A 14,652-nucleotide genomic window follows, 5' to 3' on the forward strand; every position below is an offset into this window, starting at 1 on the left:
AGGTCCCCGCCTCCTCACTCATCCGGAGCCCACACCGATGCATACCGACCTCGTCGCCGCGCTCGACATCGGCGGCACCAAGATCGCCGGCGCTCTGGTGGACGGCAGCGGCACGCTCCTCGTGCGGGCGCAGCGGCCGACGCCCGCCCGGGAGAGCGGCGAGTCGGTGATGGGCGCGGTGACGGACGTGCTGGCCGAGCTGACCGCCTCGCCGCTGTGGGGCCGGGTGACCGCCGTCGGCATCGGCAGCGCGGGTCCGGTGGATGCCTCGGCGGGTACGGTCAGCCCCGTCAACGTTCCCGGCTGGCGTGACTTCCCGCTGGTGGACCGGGTACGGAGGGCTGCCGGGGGGCTCCCCGTGGAGCTGGTCGGTGACGGGGTGGCGATGACCGCGGCCGAACACTGGCTCGGTGCGGCCCGCGGTTACGACAACGCGCTGTGCCTGGTCGTGTCGACAGGGGTCGGCGGCGGTCTGGTGCTCGGCGGCAAGCTGCACCCGGGGCCTACCGGCAACGCCGGTCACATCGGTCATATCAGTGTGGATCTGGACGGCGACCCGTGTCCGTGCGGTTCGCGTGGTTGTGTGGAACGGATCGCCAGCGGGCCGAACATCGCCCGCCGCGCCCTGCAGGGCGGCTGGCAGCCCGGCCCGGACGGCGACGCCACGGCCGCCGCCGTGGCCGCCGCCGCACGGGCCGGACACCCGGTGGCGGTCGCCTCCTTCGAGCGCGCCGCGCAGGCCTTGGCCGCCGGAATCGCCGCCACCGCCACGCTGGTCGAGATCGACATCGCCGTCATCGGTGGGGGAGTGGCCGGTGCGGGTGACGTCCTCTTCGCTCCCCTGCGCCGCGCCCTGCGCAGTTACGCCACCCTCTCGTTCGTCCAACAGCTCACGGTGGCATCCGCGGTGATGGGTACGGACGCGGGGCTGGTGGGCGCCGCGGCCGCCGCTTCGGCGGTCAGGCCGGGCGGGGCGGCGGCCGCGGCCGTACTGAGCGGCTGAACACGGTCCGGCTGCCGGACGGTGCGCGGCGACCCGTCCCGTCCGGCAGCCGACCGGTGATCCGGAGGCCGAGCATGCCCGGTGGCCGCGCGCCCCGGTCCGGGAGCCCTTCTGGGAAGTGGCTTCAGGCCCGTGCTCAGTGCCCGCCCGGCCCCTACCGGGCGGGCACTACTCCTACGGGGCCCGGCACCCGTACCGGAATCAGCACCCGATCCGCAGGTCCGCCCAGTCGGCGTGGTCGGAGTCGATCCCGTCCCCGCCGTCGGTGACCACCAGACGTACCACCTGCGCACCGCTCACATCCGCGGTGATCGGCTGCGCGGCCATCGCGTTGGTCAGGACCCCGGTGGACGCCACCTTCGTGCCGTCGGCCCAGATCTCGAACGCCACCGTCCCCTTGGCACCCTTCTCGTCGTCGACTCCGACCTGAGCGGTCACGGCGCTGCACGCACCGCCCGCGTAGAACTCGACGGCGCTGTCCGCGTGTGCCCCGAGCCCCTTGGCGAACACGGTGCCGCCGATGGTCAGCGGATTGCCGTCGCCCGCCTTGCTCTCACCGTTGCTGGTGTCCTTCTCGACCGGACCCCAGCCGTTGGACGCGGATAGCTGCGGCAGATCGCTCAGATAGCTGTTGCCCGCCGGGGGCGCCACCACCACATGCGCCTGGAACGGCACCGAGGACCGCACGCGCGTCCCGGTCGGCGACCAGTACTGGGCGCTGAACTTCAGATCGTACGTACCGGTGGCTGTGCCCGCGGGAGGCGTCACCTGCCAGCGTGTGGTCAGCGCACGGCCGGTGGGCACGACGCCGGTGCCGGTCGGCGACAGCGCCTCGATCTGCCAGCCCGACGGGCCGGTGAGCGTCGCGGAGACGTTCCTGGCAGGCGTACGGCCCAGATCGGTGACCGTCGTCGTCAGTGGCGCGCTTCGGCCGGCCTCCACCAACGGGCTTCCGTTCAGGCCGAGTTCCACGGCCGGCGGGTAGGCGGCCCACTTGCTGCCGGCGGCGACGCGCAGCAGTACCGTGCCGTGCGCCGGGACGGTCGCAGAGATGCCGCCCGCCGTGTTGTACGTCGTGTGCTGCCACAGGTCGCGCGTCGTGTAGGCGTCGGCCTCCGGCAGTCCCGCCTCCTTCGCGGTCGTCGAGATGCGCTGCGCGGACCCGGTCTCGTTGAAGAGCGCCACGACCCGGCTGCCGTCCTTCATCTCCTTGGCGACGACCCAGCGCCCGCCGGTGGAGGAGACCACGGCGCCCTGCTTTCCCAGCGGGTCCTGATCGACCGCGATGACCTCCTGGTTCGAGAGGATCTCGAAGGTCTCTTCAGTCGCCTTGCGCAGATCGGAGCCGATGAGCAGCGGCGCCGCCATCACGGACCACATGGAGAAGTGGGTGCGGTACTCGGTGTCCGTCATTCCGCCGTTGCCGACTTCGAGCATGTCGGGGTCGTTCCAGTGCCCCGGTCCCGCGGCGGCGGCGAGCGGCAGGTTCTGCTTCATGATCGACAGCATGCTGCCCCAGCTGTCGCTGATGTCGCCCGTCGTGCGCCAGAGATTGCCGACGTCGGCGGCCCACTCCCAGGGCTTGTTCTGGCCCCACTCGCAAATGCTGTAGACGATGGGACGGCCGGTGGCCTCCAGTGCGTCGCGCATCGTCGTATAGCGCTTCTTCGCGTCGACGCCCTGGTTGTTGCAGTTGTCGTACTTGAGATAGTCGACGCCCCAGTCCGCGAACTGCTGTGCATCGCTGTACTCATGGCCGAGTGCCCCGGGCAGCCCGACGCTGTCGCACGTCTTTGTGCCCGCGCTGGTGTAGATGCCGAGCTTGAGTCCCTTGGAGTGGACGTAGTCCGCGACGGCCTTGATGCCGTTCGGGAAGCGCACGGGGTCGGCCTCCAGCTTGCCGTCCGCGTTGCGCTGCGGCTTCGCCCAGCAGTCGTCGAGGTTGACGTACTGGTAGCCGGCGTCCTTGAGGCCCTTCTCGACGAAGATGTCGGCGATTCCCTTGACCATCGCCTCGTTGAACTCGGCCCGGCAGTGGGTCGAGTTCCAGTTGTTGAATCCCATCGGCGGGGTGAGTGCGAGCCCGTTGTCGGACTGTGGGCTGACCGCTGCGGCAGGCGCCGTCGTCGGTGAGTCCGCGACGGCGGGAGCGGTTGCGCCCGCTGCACAGAGCAGACCGGCGGCCAGCGCTCCGATGACTGTTCTGCCGCTTGTGCGGGTCGTACGGGTTGGAAGATGACGCATCGTAACGTTCCTCCACACTCGTGTCAGATCGGATGACATCATGTGCACGCCAAGGGCGCGCGATTACGTTAGGGCGTGTTGGAGTCTGTTGGAAGGGGTGCGGTAAAGGTTGTTCGGTATCTCGTCAAAACCCTTGACGACACCCTGACTTGGGAGTGGGATCCAATCGCACGTTCGGTTGTGTTGGGTTGCATCCCGGAGGAGGGGGTCATGGCGCACTCGTCGTACGACAGGTCAAGCGTGCCCGGCAGTGTGGCAGGACATCGGATGTCTCGGCGAAATCTCCTGCGTGGTGCGGCAGTTGGTGCGGGCGCGATCACGCTTCCCTCGCTGCTCACGGCATGCAGCAGTGGCCCCGGTGGGGACGGCAAGACGATCCATCTGGGGTCGAATTCGTCCGACCCCATTCCCAAGAAGGCTTTCGCCGACGCGTTCAAGACATACGAGGCGCAGTCCGGTGGGCGGAAGATCGAGGTCAACACCGTTGACCACAACACCTTCCAGGAGAACATCAACAAATACCTGCAGGGCAATCCGGACGACGTGTTCATGTGGTTCGCCGGCTACCGGATGCAGTTCTTCGCCAAGAAGGGACTGCTGCACGACATCAGCGACAACTGGCAGCACTACCAAGGGTTTTCGTCCGCACTGAAGGCCCAGTCCACCGGTGAGGACGGCAAGCAGTACCTCACGCCGTACTACTACTACCCGTGGGCCGTCTTCCACCGGAAGAGTCTCTTCACCGACCGCGGCTACCAGGCGCCCAAGACCCTCGACGAGTACGTTGCGCTCGCCAAGCAGATGAAGAAGGACAAGCTCGACCCCATCGCGTTCTGCGACAAGGACGGCTGGCCCGCGATGGGCACCTTCGACTACATCAACATGCGGACCAACGGCTATGACTTCCACAAGAGCCTGATGGCCGGCGAGGAAGCCTGGACGGACAAGCGCGTCAAGGACGTCTTCGACACCTGGCGCCGCCTCCTTCCGTACTGCCAGCAGGGTGCCAACGGCCGCACCTGGCAGGAGGCCGCGACCAGCCTGCAGAAGAAGGAAGCCGGCATGGCGGTCTTCGGGCTGCCGCACCCCGGCGCCCAGTTCCCCAAGGGCGAACAGGAGGACATCGACTTCTTCCCGTTCCCGGTCATCAACCCGGAGCACGGCCAGGACGCCGTCGAGGCACCGATCGACGGGTTCCTGCTGGCGAAGAAGTCGAAGAACCTCAAGAACAAGAAGACGCTGGAGAGCGCCAAGGACCTCGTGAAGTGGCTGGCCACCGGCAAGGCCGAGGACATCTACCTCAAGAGCGACCCCAACAACATCGCGGTCAACGACCAGGCGGACATCTCCCAGTACTCGGCGCTGCAGAAGAAGGCCGTGGAACTCGTCTCCGGTGCCAAGCAGATCTCCCAGTTCCTGGACCGCGACACCCGGCCGGACTTCGCCTCGACCGTCATGATTCCGGCCATCCAGAAGTTCATCAGCAACCCGAACGACGTGGACGGCCTGGTCAACGATATCGAGCGGCAGAAGAAGACCATCTTCGCCTCCGACTGAATCTGGAGTACCGACCGTGTCGTTCCTCTCGGAGCGGCGCACCGAACGGCGGGGCCCGCGGCGATTCACCGGCCGCGACCTCGCCGTCATCGGTCTGCTGCTCGGCATACCCGTCCTGCTCGACATCGCCATCGTGTGGGGCCCGACCCTCGCCTCGATCGTGCTCTCCTTCACCAGCTGGGACGGCATCGGCGACATCAACTGGGTCGGTACGCAGAATTACGTGAACCTCTTCACCAATTACCCGCAGTTCTGGCCCGCCGCCCGGCACAACCTGCTCTGGCTGGCCTTCCTCGGGCTCGTCGCCGCACCGTTCGGGCTGTTCCTCGCCGTAGTCATCGACCGGGGGGTGCGGTTCAGCCGCTTCTATCAGTCGACGCTGTACATGCCCGTCGTGCTCTCGCTCGCCGTGGTCGGCTTCATCGCGCAGCTGATCTTCTCCCGCGACCAGGGGGCCCTCAACGCGATCATCGGTGATACCCGGTCGCCGATCGACTGGCTCGGCGACCCGGACCTCAACATCTGGATGGTCCTCCTCGCCGCGGCGTGGCGGCACACCGGCTATGTGATGATCCTCTACCTGGCCGGGCTCAAGGCTGTTGATCCCTCGCTGAAGGAAGCGGCCGCCATCGACGGGGCGAACGAGGCCCAGACCTTCTTCCGCATCGTCTTCCCCACGCTGCGGCCGGTCAACGTCATCGTCGGCGTCATCACCGTCATCGAGTCCCTGCGCGCCTTCGACATCGTGTACGCCGTCAACCACGGCCGCAACGGACTCGAACTGCTCTCGGTGCTCGTCACCGACAACATCATCGGTGAGGCGAGCCGCGTCGGCTTCGGATCCGCCATCGCCGTGGTCCTGCTCACCGTTTCCCTCGGATTCGTCGTGACGTACCTGGTCCAGGAGCTCCGAGGGGAGAAGAACCGATGACCGTCGACACCGCCCCCGTCCGCCCCGCTGCACAGCCCGCGCCCCCGCCACCCGCTGCGGTGCGCCGCGGCCTCCGCCCGGGCCGGCTCGGCGTGCACGCCTTCCTGATGGCGGTCTCGCTCGCCTTCCTCGCGCCGCTGCTGCTGGCGGTGTACGCCTCCCTGCGACCGTACGACGAGACCTCCCAGTACGGTTACTTCTCGCTGCCGAGACATCTGTCGTTCGACTACTACCGGCAGGCGTTTGCCGACTCCGGGATGACGAAGTACTTCGTCAACACCATGATCATCGCCGTCCCGGGGGTGCTCGTCACCCTCTTCCTCGCCTCGTTCGTGGCCTTCGCCCTGGCCCGGCTGAAGATGCGCGGCGGGATTGTGCTGCTGATGCTCTTCACGGCCGGGAACCTGCTGCCCCAGCAGGTGATCGTGACTCCGCTGTACGTCGTGTTCAATCGCATCCCGCTGCCGTACTGGATGTCCGACTCGATGACGATGTACGACTCGTACTGGGCCGTCGTCGTCGTCCAGATCGGCTTCCAGCTCGGCTTCTGCGTCTTCGTCCTCGCCAACTTCATGCGCACCCTGCCGCAGGAGATCCTGGAAGCCGCCATCGTCGACGGCGCGGGCGTCTGGACGCAGTACTGGCGGATCACACTGCCGCTGTGCCGCCCGGCCCTCGCCGCGCTCGGCACACTGCAGTTCACCTGGATGTACAACGACTTCCTCTGGGCCCTGGTCTTCGTCTCCGACGGCGACAAGCTGCCCATCACCTCCGCCCTCAACAACCTGCGCGGGCAGTTCTTCACGGACTACAACCTCCTCGCAGCGGGCTCGGTGATCGTCGCCCTGCCGACGCTTGTCGTCTTCCTGCTGCTGCAGCGGCACTTCATCGCGGGGCTCACCCTGGGATCGAGCAAGGGATAGGTCCGACCTGGGCACACCGCACCTGAGTGCCACAGAAGTGCCCCGTCGCGCAATCCCCCGACGCGGCGGGGTCGCCCGGTAGGTGCTGGTGATTCTCGGCCGCACCTTGGGAAGGATCGGTTCATGCCACCCACATGGATATCCCAAGAGCCCGCCAGGAACGGACAGGAACTGACCCTCGGAGAGCTCGGCGACTTCGTACAGAAAGCCATCGAGAGTGGAACACCGCTGACGCAGCCGCTCTCGATCGAGGCGAACAACCGCGGCAGGCGACTCAAGTGGATCGGTGTCGAAAGCCCCGCGAAGAAGAGCTGATCGGTTGCCGTCGCCCGCGGCCCGCCGTTGAACCGGGGTGATCGCACTCAGGTTTGAGGGCGGGCCGCGCGACGGCGATGAGATCAGCGTCGACACCCACCACACCTGTCACCCGGCACAGCCCGCCCTGCCCGGCGACGACGGCCTGTACGCCCATGCCATGGTTGTGCGGGCCGTCGGCCGGGCCCCGCTTTGCGGGCCCCGGCCACATGCTGGTGACGAAACGCCCTACGCTCCACGACCCGCCGGGCTGCTGTCAGCCACGGTCAGTCCGCGATGTCCCGGAGCGCCGCAGCTCGCACCCGTTCCTTGGACGAGGTGAATCCCCGTGCGGAGACCACGACATTGCTGATGACGATCATTCCGATGCCGATCCATTCGTTGAGGTCGAGGGCTTGGCGGAGCAGGCCCCAGCCGGCCAGAGCCGCCCAGACGGGGTTGATGCTGGCGAAGGTGCCGAACATCCGGGCGGGTACTCGGCGCAGGGCGAGCAGGTCGGCGACGTAGGGCACGATCGAGGACATCAGCCCGCAGGCGACAGCGAGGGCGATTGATGCGGTGGTGGGGGTGTGGAAGGCGAACCAGGTCACGGCGATCGGGGTCCAGGCGGCGGCGGTGACGAGGCCGGCCACGGCGGTTCCTTGCAGGCCGGGAAGACGCTGGCCGAGGGTGCGGTTGAGCAGGATGTAGGAGCCCCACGCCGTCGCGGCGAGCAGTGCCAGGGTGATGCCGATGATGTCGGCAGTGGGGCCGGGGTTGGTCAGCACCACCACGCCGACACCGGCCAGGACGGCACAGGCGATGTCGAGCACACGTCGTGAGCTTGCGATGGCGACGGTGAGCGGGCCGAGGAACTCGAGGGTGACGGCCAGGCCGAGCCCGATTCGGTCGATCGCGGCATACAGGCTGAGGTTCATCACACTGAACACGACCACCAGACCGAGGATCGGCCACCACTGGTCCTTGCGCAGGCCGCGGAGCCTCGGGCGCACGATCGGGGTCAGGACGATTGCGGTGACGAATTGACGGACCGTGACCACGCCGACCGGACCGATGGCCGGGAACGCCAACGCACCCAGGGCGGCGCCGGTCTGGTTCGACGCCGAGCTGGTGAGCATCATCACGATGCCGGCACCGCGCTGACGCGAGGTCGCCGTCGCAGCAGAGAGCTGCCGGCCGCCGGCCGGTGCGTTGTGCGTGCGATCTGTGGTCTCAAGGGTGTCCATACGCCCACGGTAGGATCACTGCGCCGCATAACCTATTGCATGTTGCGGCCTTGCCATACGCTTGGGTTATGGATTGGAGTCTTCGGGAGCTGCGGTTCTTCGTCACCGCCGCTGAAGCGGGGTCGTTCACCGATGCCGCCGCGCAGTTGTACGTCTCGCAGGCGGCGGTCTCGCGCACGATCGCTGGTCTGGAGAAGACCGTCGGGGACAGGCTCTTGCGGCGGGTGCCGCGAGGGTGCGAGCTCACCATTACCGGACAACAGGTCCTGCCTCATGCGCGGAGGGTGCTGTCCGAGGCTGAGAGGTTCACCGAGTTCCTGACCTCGCGCCACGGCGTCCTGCGGCTGGGGTATGCGTGGGCGGCTCTCGGACGGCACACCGCGCGCCTGCAAAGGGACTGGGCTCAGCGCCACGATGCCATCGAGCTGGAGCTGGTCCGGCACAACTCGCCCACCGCAGGCCTGGCCGAGGGCCTGTGCGATGTGGCGATCGTGCGAAGACCAGTCGATGAGAAGCGATTCGACTCCCTCGTGGTAGGGCTGGAACGCCGGCTGGTCGCCTTCGCCTCCGACGACCCGCAGTGGTCGCGCCGGCGCCGGCTGAGCATGGCCGAGATCGCCGGCCGCACCGTGATCATCGATCCCCGGGTCGGGACCACCAGCAGCCGGCTGTGGAACGGCGCCGACCGTTCACCCCAGTTCATCGAATCCACCGATGTCGACAGCTGGCTCGACGCCATCGCCGCCGGGCGCGGCGTGGGAACCACAGCCGAGGCCACCGCGCACCATCACCTGCGCCCCGGAGTGACCTACCGGCCCATCAAGGACGGCCCCCGCATCCCCGTCAGACTCGCATGGTGGCACGACCACCACCCCAACGGCCTGGGCGACCTGGTCGACGCCATCACCCAGCTCTACGCGACCACCTAGCTGCGCTCCCCACCACGGTTCGAGCGCTGAGGAGCGAACCTGAACGGTGCCCCACAAGCGGATGTGCCCTAGCAGTACCGATCCTCGGACCGGCTGAAGCCAGTGGTGTATCCACTGTCGTAGCCATCCGCGTAGCCCTGGGTGCGGAGGTTGGGGAACAGCCGTAGTTGCTGTTGGTGTAGCTGTAGGCCTGTTTCAACCCGGCAGCTGTCCCTACCGTCTGCGTACCCGGCTCTGAAGCCGTCTCGGTAACCGTCTCGGTAACCCTGCTGGTAGCCATCCTGGTTTGGATAGCGTGCGGTCTCCAGCGCTGCAGAACTCGGCACGGCTGAGGCTTGGGCGGCGACAGCCGCCGGCGAGAACGCGAGAGTGGCGACAACGAGCGCTGGGCTGAGCCGAGCAAGCAGGCATCTGGCCGTCATGATTCTCTCCTCGGATCGGCACTGGTTCAGAGTGGCAAAGCCCCTGGCAAGGAGCCCAATGCCCAGTTCTCTGCGCCTGATTGGCCGCCAAGGGGCCACCCGGTCTGCCTCTCCTAGCTTGCGCTCCCTCTCAGGTGATGTCATGTCGAGAAGGACCTTGGATTCGCATGCCCGGAGACCCGGGACCTGACCGCACAGGACCGCGCCACTGCGCGGGGCCTCTTGACCGGAGCGAAAAGATCAGGAACACCCCATGCTTCACCTATGCGACGTCGCGGCAGCCTGGACCAGAATCGTCCGCTGGCTTGAGACCAACGCCCCGGCCGGCTTCGAGGCCCTGAACCCGCCCGCCACCGATGCCGACATCCAGGCCCTCGCTGACGCTCTCGGTCATCGCGTGCCGGGCGGTCTGGAAGCCCTGCTACGTCTGAACAGCGGCTCCACCGCCGTGCTGCTTCCAGCGTTCCCGGCCATCCGCGCCCCGGCAGCCGCGGGCGTCAGGAGCCCCGGCGAGGCGCCGCCGATCGCGGCTTTGTGTCACAGCGGGGATGCGTGGCACTGCGGAAGCCGGCCCACGGCAGCATCAGGAAGGCGATCCGTCCACGTGGGTCCGGAGCGGCGCTGTGCCGTGAGGCGTGGGCCCTGTCAGTGGCAGCTGCGATGCTGCCCGCATGGACGAAATCATGCGACGGCGGGTGTACGGCGCCGACCACGACGATCCTGATCCGGGCCCGCAGCCCGGGCGTGCATACCGCGAGCTGGTCGGCGGCCCGCTCGACGGGCTGCTCCTCGACGTGACGGGCTGGTCGGAGGTGGCACTCGCCGACGGGGCCGCACTGATCACCGAGATCGGCATGCACGGCCCGGGTGGCAGGTCGGAGTACGGGCCGCGGGCGGACGATTCACTGAAGTGGGACTGGCGGGGAGACACGCCCTGAATCAGGTGGCCTCGTACTGGTGCGCTGCGGCGCCCTGCCATTCCACCAAGGCGGGGGTGTCGAGGGCCCGCTCAGGGTCCGCCATGCCGGCGTCGGCGAGAAACACAATGATGTCGCGGTCGCTGTGCGCCAGCCCGAGCTGTTCGTCGCGACCGTTGATATGGACGGTCACGAGCCTGGCGCCGGACGGTGTGGGGGCGTGAACGATGATCGGTGGAGTCGACATGGTTCCAGGGTGGCGCGTGATGCCGGTGTGCGCGCATCTGGCTGGTCCGGATGTGTGGTCCCCGAGGATCAGGGGTAAGGGCCGTGGTCCGGTTGCCCCGTCCTTCGGCCGCTGTCCCATGGTCGGCGGCGGGGGTCCTCGAGGTACCTGCCTGACCAGATGTTTGTGATCACCAGTGCGGGGACGAATGGTGCGGTCAGGCTTCCCTTACGGTCGAGAAGAGCGGTGGTGTGCAGGGGGAGTACGTCCACGAGGGGACGTACGCACGCATCGAACGTGAGAGGCGGTCCCTGCTCGGACTCCCCTCGGTGTCGGCGTGTTCGATCCTCCGCTGGACGGCTTGGTCCTGGCAGAGCTCCACGGATGCGCGCTGCCCCTGCGGCCCGGGCGACGCGTGAGAAGGAAGAAAAGGGTTCGCCGCCGGGGCACGACGGATGACAGTGTGAAACGCATGTCGCCGCTGTACGGGATCCGTGCCCACTACGACGCTCGGACGATCGTCGTCTACCAGGCGTACTCACCCGCGGTCGCCGGTCCGGCCCTCAGAGCCTGTCGGGTGACCTTCGATCGGATAGCGGACGCGGTCTGGTGCGTGCGATTCCAAGGCGGCGGGATGTCCTCGTAGCGGAGCTACTAGGATATTTCGGCAACGCGGGAAGCGTGCGTGCCAGGGCGTGGCCGCCCGATCAGAGGTCACCCGACAGGCTCTCAGGGCCAAACGGTTTGTGGCGCCGTTCTCGTTCAACCGTATGACGTGGATCAAGCCGTCGTTCCTGTGGCTCATGCATCGCAGCAACTGGGCTCAGAAGTCCGGGCAGGAACGTATCCTCGCGGTTCGGATCACCCGGGAGGGATGGGAGGACGCCCTCTCCCGGGCCGTGCTGGCCACCGCTGCCCCGGCGGCTCTCGCCCAGGCCCCGGTCCACGTCCAGTGGGATCCCGAGCGCTCCCTACGGGGAGCGGCGCTCAACCACTGCAGCATCCAGGTGGGAATCGGCCGCGGGCTGATCCGCACCTTCGTCGACGAATGGATCGTCGACCTCACCGACATCACCCCACAGGCCCGCAAAATGGCGGCACTTGTGCAAGGGGGGCAGGGGGCGAAAGTCCAGCGGCTGCTCCCGCCGGAGCGTGTCCATCAGCCGCCCGAGGTCGTCGCGAGACACCTGCGCATCGACACGTGAACAGGGCGCCGCCGGAATTTCTGTTGCGGTGAGGGGAGTTGACCCCGATGTACTCCCGGGGCGTCGAACCATCCATGACCCCGACCTCGACCTCGACCGAAGGATTCCGACTGTGGCAGCCGAGCTCTCCGATGATTTGAAGAAGTACCTCGACGACTCGAAGGCCTTCGCCACCGTAGCCACCGTCCTGCCGGACGGGCGGCCGCATCTGACCGTTGTCTGGATCACGCGCGACGGAGATGACCTGCTGTTCTCCACGACCGTGGACCGGCTGCAGGGCAAGAACGCTGCCCGCGACCCTCGCATCACCCTGCTGATCAGCCCGCCCGACAACCCGTACACCTATGCAGAGATCCGCGGTACCGCCACCGTCACGACCGACAGCACCCACGAGCTGTTGAACGAGCTGGCGCACAAGTACACCGGTCAGGACTACGCAACGTTCAATCCGGCCTCGAAGAACGACGGTCAGCGGGTTGTCGTGCGGGTCTCTCCCGTCAAGGTCACCGGCAGGCTCTGACACGACGACCGGAATCCGGCCGCAGGCCGTGGCGGCAGGCGCGGGGCGGGCTCAACGGACCCGGTCCGCCGCCTGCTGCGGTACGACCACCAGGAACGCGTCCTCCTCAGGTCCATCACGACCTCGGCCGCCACACCCTCGCCCCGGCGCGCAGCCGCGAACTCCTCCGCAGGCCAGCTGCCTCGCGGACCTCCCGCGGGAAAACGCTCCAGTACTGTGCGCTGCACCGTGCACCCCCCTTGCCTCGTCGGCTCCAACGACGCCCCGCCGTCCCCGTTACGGCCGCTGGGGCGTCCGACTCGTACGGTGGGACGCCTGCCGACGGGCGTCCGGCACGTGCTTTCGTGCAACAACATCGCCACAGCCGGGTTTTCGCGGCAGGGTGTTGCGGGCAAGCCACAGAGGGCTACGGAAGAGGGGGGAACCGTGATCGTCTGGATCAACGGCGCGTTCGGCGCGGGCAAGACGAGCGCCGCGCGCGAACTGATCGATCTGATCCCGAACAGCACCTTCTACGACCCCGAACTGATCGGCGGGGGACTGCGGTACCTGCTGCCCCAGAAGAGGCTCGCCGAGGTGACCGACTACCAGGACCTGCCGATCTGGCGGCGGCTGGTGGTGGATACGGCTGCCGCTCTGCTCGCCGAGGTGCCCGGGGTGCTCGTGGTGCCGATGACGCTGCTGCGACAGGAGTACCGCGACGAGATGTTCGGGGGGCTCGCCTCCAGACGCATTCCCGTGCGTCATGTACTGCTCTCACCTGAGGAAACGATCCTGCGGCAGCGGATCGCCGACCGTGAGGACCTACCGGACGACCCGGAAGCCGGCGAGCGGGTACGGCAGTGGGCGTACGCACACATCGAGCCCTACCGGACAGCGCTCGGCTGGATCTCCGCGGACGCCCACACCATCGACACCAGCGCGCTGACCCCGTACGAGACGGCCGAGCGCATCGCCGACGCCGTACGCACCGGGGCCGCCGGCGTGTGCGAGATCGTGCAGACGCCCGCGCCGGCCTCGGAGACCCTCGCCGCCGGGGTGCTGCTCTTCGACGAACACGACCGGGTCCTGCTCGTCGACCCCACCTACAAGCCCGGCTGGGAATTTCCCGGCGGGGTGGTGGAGCCCGGCGAGGCACCGGCACAGGCCGGGATACGGGAAGTGGCCGAGGAGATAGGGATTCAGCTCGACCGGATCCCGAGCCTGCTCGTCGTCGACTGGGAGCCGCCGCACCCGCCCGGGTACGGAGGGCTGAGGCTGCTCTTCGACGGCGGGCTGCTGCACTGCCAGGATGCCGAACGGCTGCTGTTGCCCGGCTCCGAACTGCGCGGCTGGCGGTTCGTCACCGAGGCGGAGGCCGCAACGATGCTGCCGCCGCACCGGTACGAGCGGCTCCGCTGGGCGCTGCGAGCCCGCGAGCGGTCAACCGTGCTCAACCTGGAGGCCGGAGTCCCGGTCGGCTGACGACCGCAGCACGGCGGCGGCGTCGACAGTGAGGGGATCACCGTGCCCGAAGCAGACCGTGGACGGGGTCAGCGCCGCCAGCCGCCGGAACGAGGCCAGTGCCTCGGCCCGGTCCGTGTTGAAGACACCCAGCATCACCTGACCCACCCCGGCCACGCAGTCGCCTGTGAACAGCACATCATGGTGCGGCAGATGGATGGCGAGTGACCCGGGTGTGTGCCCGGGGGAGTGGACCACGCGCGCCCCGCCGCCGAAGGGGAGTTCGTCGCCGTCGGTCAGTTCACGGTCGACCCGGGTCGGCGGGGCCGCGGGCACGGTCAGCGCACGCTCGTACAGCGGACGTTCCCAGTCGAGCAGTACGGGATCGGGGACCCGCTCCTCGCCACGGATTGCCGGGGCGTCGAGACGGTGGGCCAGGATCTCGGCCCCGTACCGGTCGGCGAGCTCCTGAGCGGCGCCGTAATGGTCGCGGTGGCCGTGGGTGATGATGATCCTGCTGATCCCGGCCGGGTCCAGGCCCAGGCCGTGCATGGCGTCCTCGATGCCGGTCGCCGCACCGATGGCGCCTGCATCGATCAGGGTCAGGTCCGCGCCGTCGCGCCAGAGATACGCCTGGCCGATAGAGAAGCGGAACATGTGCAGCTGGGGGAGCACCTCTACGAGATCCATGGGGTGAACGTACGCAGACCCGTCCGTCCGCCGCTCGGATCTACGCTCTGGGCGAGCTTCGCTCAGCGCGTAGCACGGAAGAACCGTGGGCCGTGCGCGTG

General features: G+C 67.9%; 15 protein-coding genes. 11 read left to right on the forward strand and 4 right to left on the reverse strand.

The window, feature by feature from the left end; translation table 11 throughout:
• Positions 1-37 precede the first annotated feature (37 nt).
• Positions 38-1,003 carry an ROK family protein gene (locus OG395_RS43660; RefSeq protein ID WP_327247854.1) on the forward strand — a complete coding sequence of 322 codons (966 nt, stop codon included), beginning with the start codon at positions 38-40 and terminating at the stop codon, positions 1,001-1,003.
• A gap of 201 nt (positions 1,004-1,204) precedes the next feature.
• Here OG395_RS43660 and OG395_RS43665 read toward each other — a convergent pair whose 3' ends face one another.
• Entirely contained in the window at positions 1,205-3,247 is a 2,043-nt protein-coding gene (locus tag OG395_RS43665) for an NPCBM/NEW2 domain-containing protein (protein ID WP_327247855.1), read from the reverse strand.
• Positions 3,248-3,514: 267 nt separating this feature from the next.
• On the opposite strand from OG395_RS43665, the gene OG395_RS43670 reads away from it, so the two are divergent.
• From OG395_RS43670 to OG395_RS43685, 4 genes are all read left to right on the forward strand, one after another.
• The gene (locus OG395_RS43670; protein ID WP_327247856.1) at positions 3,515-4,804 is read left to right on the forward strand and encodes an ABC transporter substrate-binding protein; all 1,290 of its coding nucleotides are present in this window, start codon (positions 3,515-3,517) and stop codon (positions 4,802-4,804) included.
• A gap of 16 nt (positions 4,805-4,820) precedes the next feature.
• On the forward strand, positions 4,821-5,735 hold the full coding sequence (locus tag OG395_RS43675) for a carbohydrate ABC transporter permease (RefSeq protein WP_327247857.1): 915 nt from the start codon (positions 4,821-4,823) through the stop codon (positions 5,733-5,735).
• A complete protein-coding gene (locus OG395_RS43680; protein ID WP_327247858.1) occupies positions 5,732-6,658 on the forward strand; it encodes a carbohydrate ABC transporter permease in 927 nt (308 codons plus the stop codon). The genes OG395_RS43675 and OG395_RS43680 overlap by 4 nt, the downstream gene beginning before the upstream one ends.
• Positions 6,659-6,781: 123 nt before the next feature.
• Positions 6,782-6,973 carry a hypothetical protein gene (locus tag OG395_RS43685; protein WP_327247859.1) on the forward strand — a complete coding sequence of 64 codons (192 nt, stop codon included), beginning with the start codon at positions 6,782-6,784 and terminating at the stop codon, positions 6,971-6,973.
• Positions 6,974-7,239: 266 nt separating this feature from the next.
• Here the strand turns inward: OG395_RS43685 and OG395_RS43690 are convergent, their stop codons facing one another.
• Entirely contained in the window at positions 7,240-8,199 is a 960-nt protein-coding gene (locus tag OG395_RS43690) for an EamA family transporter (RefSeq protein ID WP_327247860.1), read from the reverse strand.
• Between the two features lie 68 nt (positions 8,200-8,267).
• Here OG395_RS43690 and OG395_RS43695 point away from each other — a divergent pair, with 68 nt between their 5' ends.
• Both OG395_RS43695 and OG395_RS43700 read left to right on the forward strand, forming a co-directional pair.
• Entirely contained in the window at positions 8,268-9,128 is an 861-nt protein-coding gene (locus OG395_RS43695; protein WP_327247861.1) for a LysR family transcriptional regulator, read from the forward strand.
• A 1,093-nt stretch (positions 9,129-10,221) separates the two neighbouring features.
• Positions 10,222-10,488: a hypothetical protein gene (locus OG395_RS43700; protein ID WP_266988742.1), complete on the forward strand. Its 267-nt coding sequence runs from the start codon at positions 10,222-10,224 to the stop codon at positions 10,486-10,488.
• 1 nt (position 10,489) lies between these two features.
• On the opposite strand, the gene OG395_RS43705 is transcribed toward OG395_RS43700, so the two are convergent.
• Positions 10,490-10,714 (reverse strand): hypothetical protein, encoded by a 225-nt coding sequence (locus tag OG395_RS43705; RefSeq protein ID WP_266988743.1) that lies wholly within the window; start codon positions 10,712-10,714, stop codon positions 10,490-10,492.
• A 451-nt stretch (positions 10,715-11,165) separates the two neighbouring features.
• Between OG395_RS43705 and OG395_RS58575 the strand changes: the two genes are divergently transcribed.
• The 4 genes from OG395_RS58575 to OG395_RS43725 all read left to right on the forward strand — a co-directional run bounded on the left by OG395_RS58575 (position 11,166) and on the right by OG395_RS43725 (position 13,882).
• On the forward strand, positions 11,166-11,339 hold the full coding sequence (locus tag OG395_RS58575) for a DUF4291 family protein (RefSeq protein ID WP_442818660.1): 174 nt from the start codon (positions 11,166-11,168) through the stop codon (positions 11,337-11,339).
• Positions 11,340-11,388: 49 nt separating this feature from the next.
• Positions 11,389-11,898 carry a DUF4291 family protein gene (locus OG395_RS43715; RefSeq protein WP_327247862.1) on the forward strand — a complete coding sequence of 170 codons (510 nt, stop codon included), beginning with the start codon at positions 11,389-11,391 and terminating at the stop codon, positions 11,896-11,898.
• A gap of 112 nt (positions 11,899-12,010) precedes the next feature.
• Positions 12,011-12,418: a PPOX class F420-dependent oxidoreductase gene (locus tag OG395_RS43720; protein ID WP_327247863.1), complete on the forward strand. Its 408-nt coding sequence runs from the start codon at positions 12,011-12,013 to the stop codon at positions 12,416-12,418.
• A gap of 426 nt (positions 12,419-12,844) precedes the next feature.
• A complete protein-coding gene (locus OG395_RS43725; protein ID WP_327247864.1) occupies positions 12,845-13,882 on the forward strand; it encodes an NUDIX hydrolase in 1,038 nt (345 codons plus the stop codon).
• Here the strand turns inward: OG395_RS43725 and OG395_RS43730 are convergent.
• Entirely contained in the window at positions 13,841-14,551 is a 711-nt protein-coding gene (locus OG395_RS43730) for an MBL fold metallo-hydrolase (RefSeq protein ID WP_327247865.1), read from the reverse strand. The genes OG395_RS43725 and OG395_RS43730 overlap by 42 nt on opposite strands.
• Between the last annotated feature and the right edge of the window lie 101 nt (positions 14,552-14,652).

This window comes from Streptomyces sp. NBC_01320, from assembly GCF_035974375.1.
In the GTDB taxonomy this organism is placed as follows: Bacteria; Actinomycetota; Actinomycetes; order Streptomycetales; family Streptomycetaceae; genus Streptomyces; species Streptomyces yanii.

Excerpts from the sequence above, each read along its gene's own strand:
- OG395_RS43660 (WP_327247854.1), top strand. The coding sequence starts at position 38 with ATGCATACCGACCTCGTCGCCGCGCTCGACATCGGCGGCACCAAGATC.
- OG395_RS43665 (WP_327247855.1), bottom strand. The coding sequence starts at position 3,247 with ATGCGTCATCTTCCAACCCGTACGACCCGCACAAGCGGCAGAACAGTC.
- OG395_RS43670 (WP_327247856.1), top strand. The coding sequence starts at position 3,515 with ATGTCTCGGCGAAATCTCCTGCGTGGTGCGGCAGTTGGTGCGGGCGCG.
- OG395_RS43680 (WP_327247858.1), top strand. The coding sequence starts at position 5,732 with ATGACCGTCGACACCGCCCCCGTCCGCCCCGCTGCACAGCCCGCGCCC.
- OG395_RS43685 (WP_327247859.1), top strand. The coding sequence starts at position 6,782 with ATGCCACCCACATGGATATCCCAAGAGCCCGCCAGGAACGGACAGGAA.
- OG395_RS43690 (WP_327247860.1), bottom strand. The coding sequence starts at position 8,199 with ATGGACACCCTTGAGACCACAGATCGCACGCACAACGCACCGGCCGGC.
- OG395_RS43695 (WP_327247861.1), top strand. The coding sequence starts at position 8,268 with ATGGATTGGAGTCTTCGGGAGCTGCGGTTCTTCGTCACCGCCGCTGAA.
- OG395_RS43700 (WP_266988742.1), top strand. The coding sequence starts at position 10,222 with ATGGACGAAATCATGCGACGGCGGGTGTACGGCGCCGACCACGACGAT.
- OG395_RS43705 (WP_266988743.1), bottom strand. The coding sequence starts at position 10,714 with ATGTCGACTCCACCGATCATCGTTCACGCCCCCACACCGTCCGGCGCC.
- OG395_RS58575 (WP_442818660.1), top strand. The coding sequence starts at position 11,166 with ATGTCGCCGCTGTACGGGATCCGTGCCCACTACGACGCTCGGACGATC.
- OG395_RS43730 (WP_327247865.1), bottom strand. The coding sequence starts at position 14,551 with ATGGATCTCGTAGAGGTGCTCCCCCAGCTGCACATGTTCCGCTTCTCT.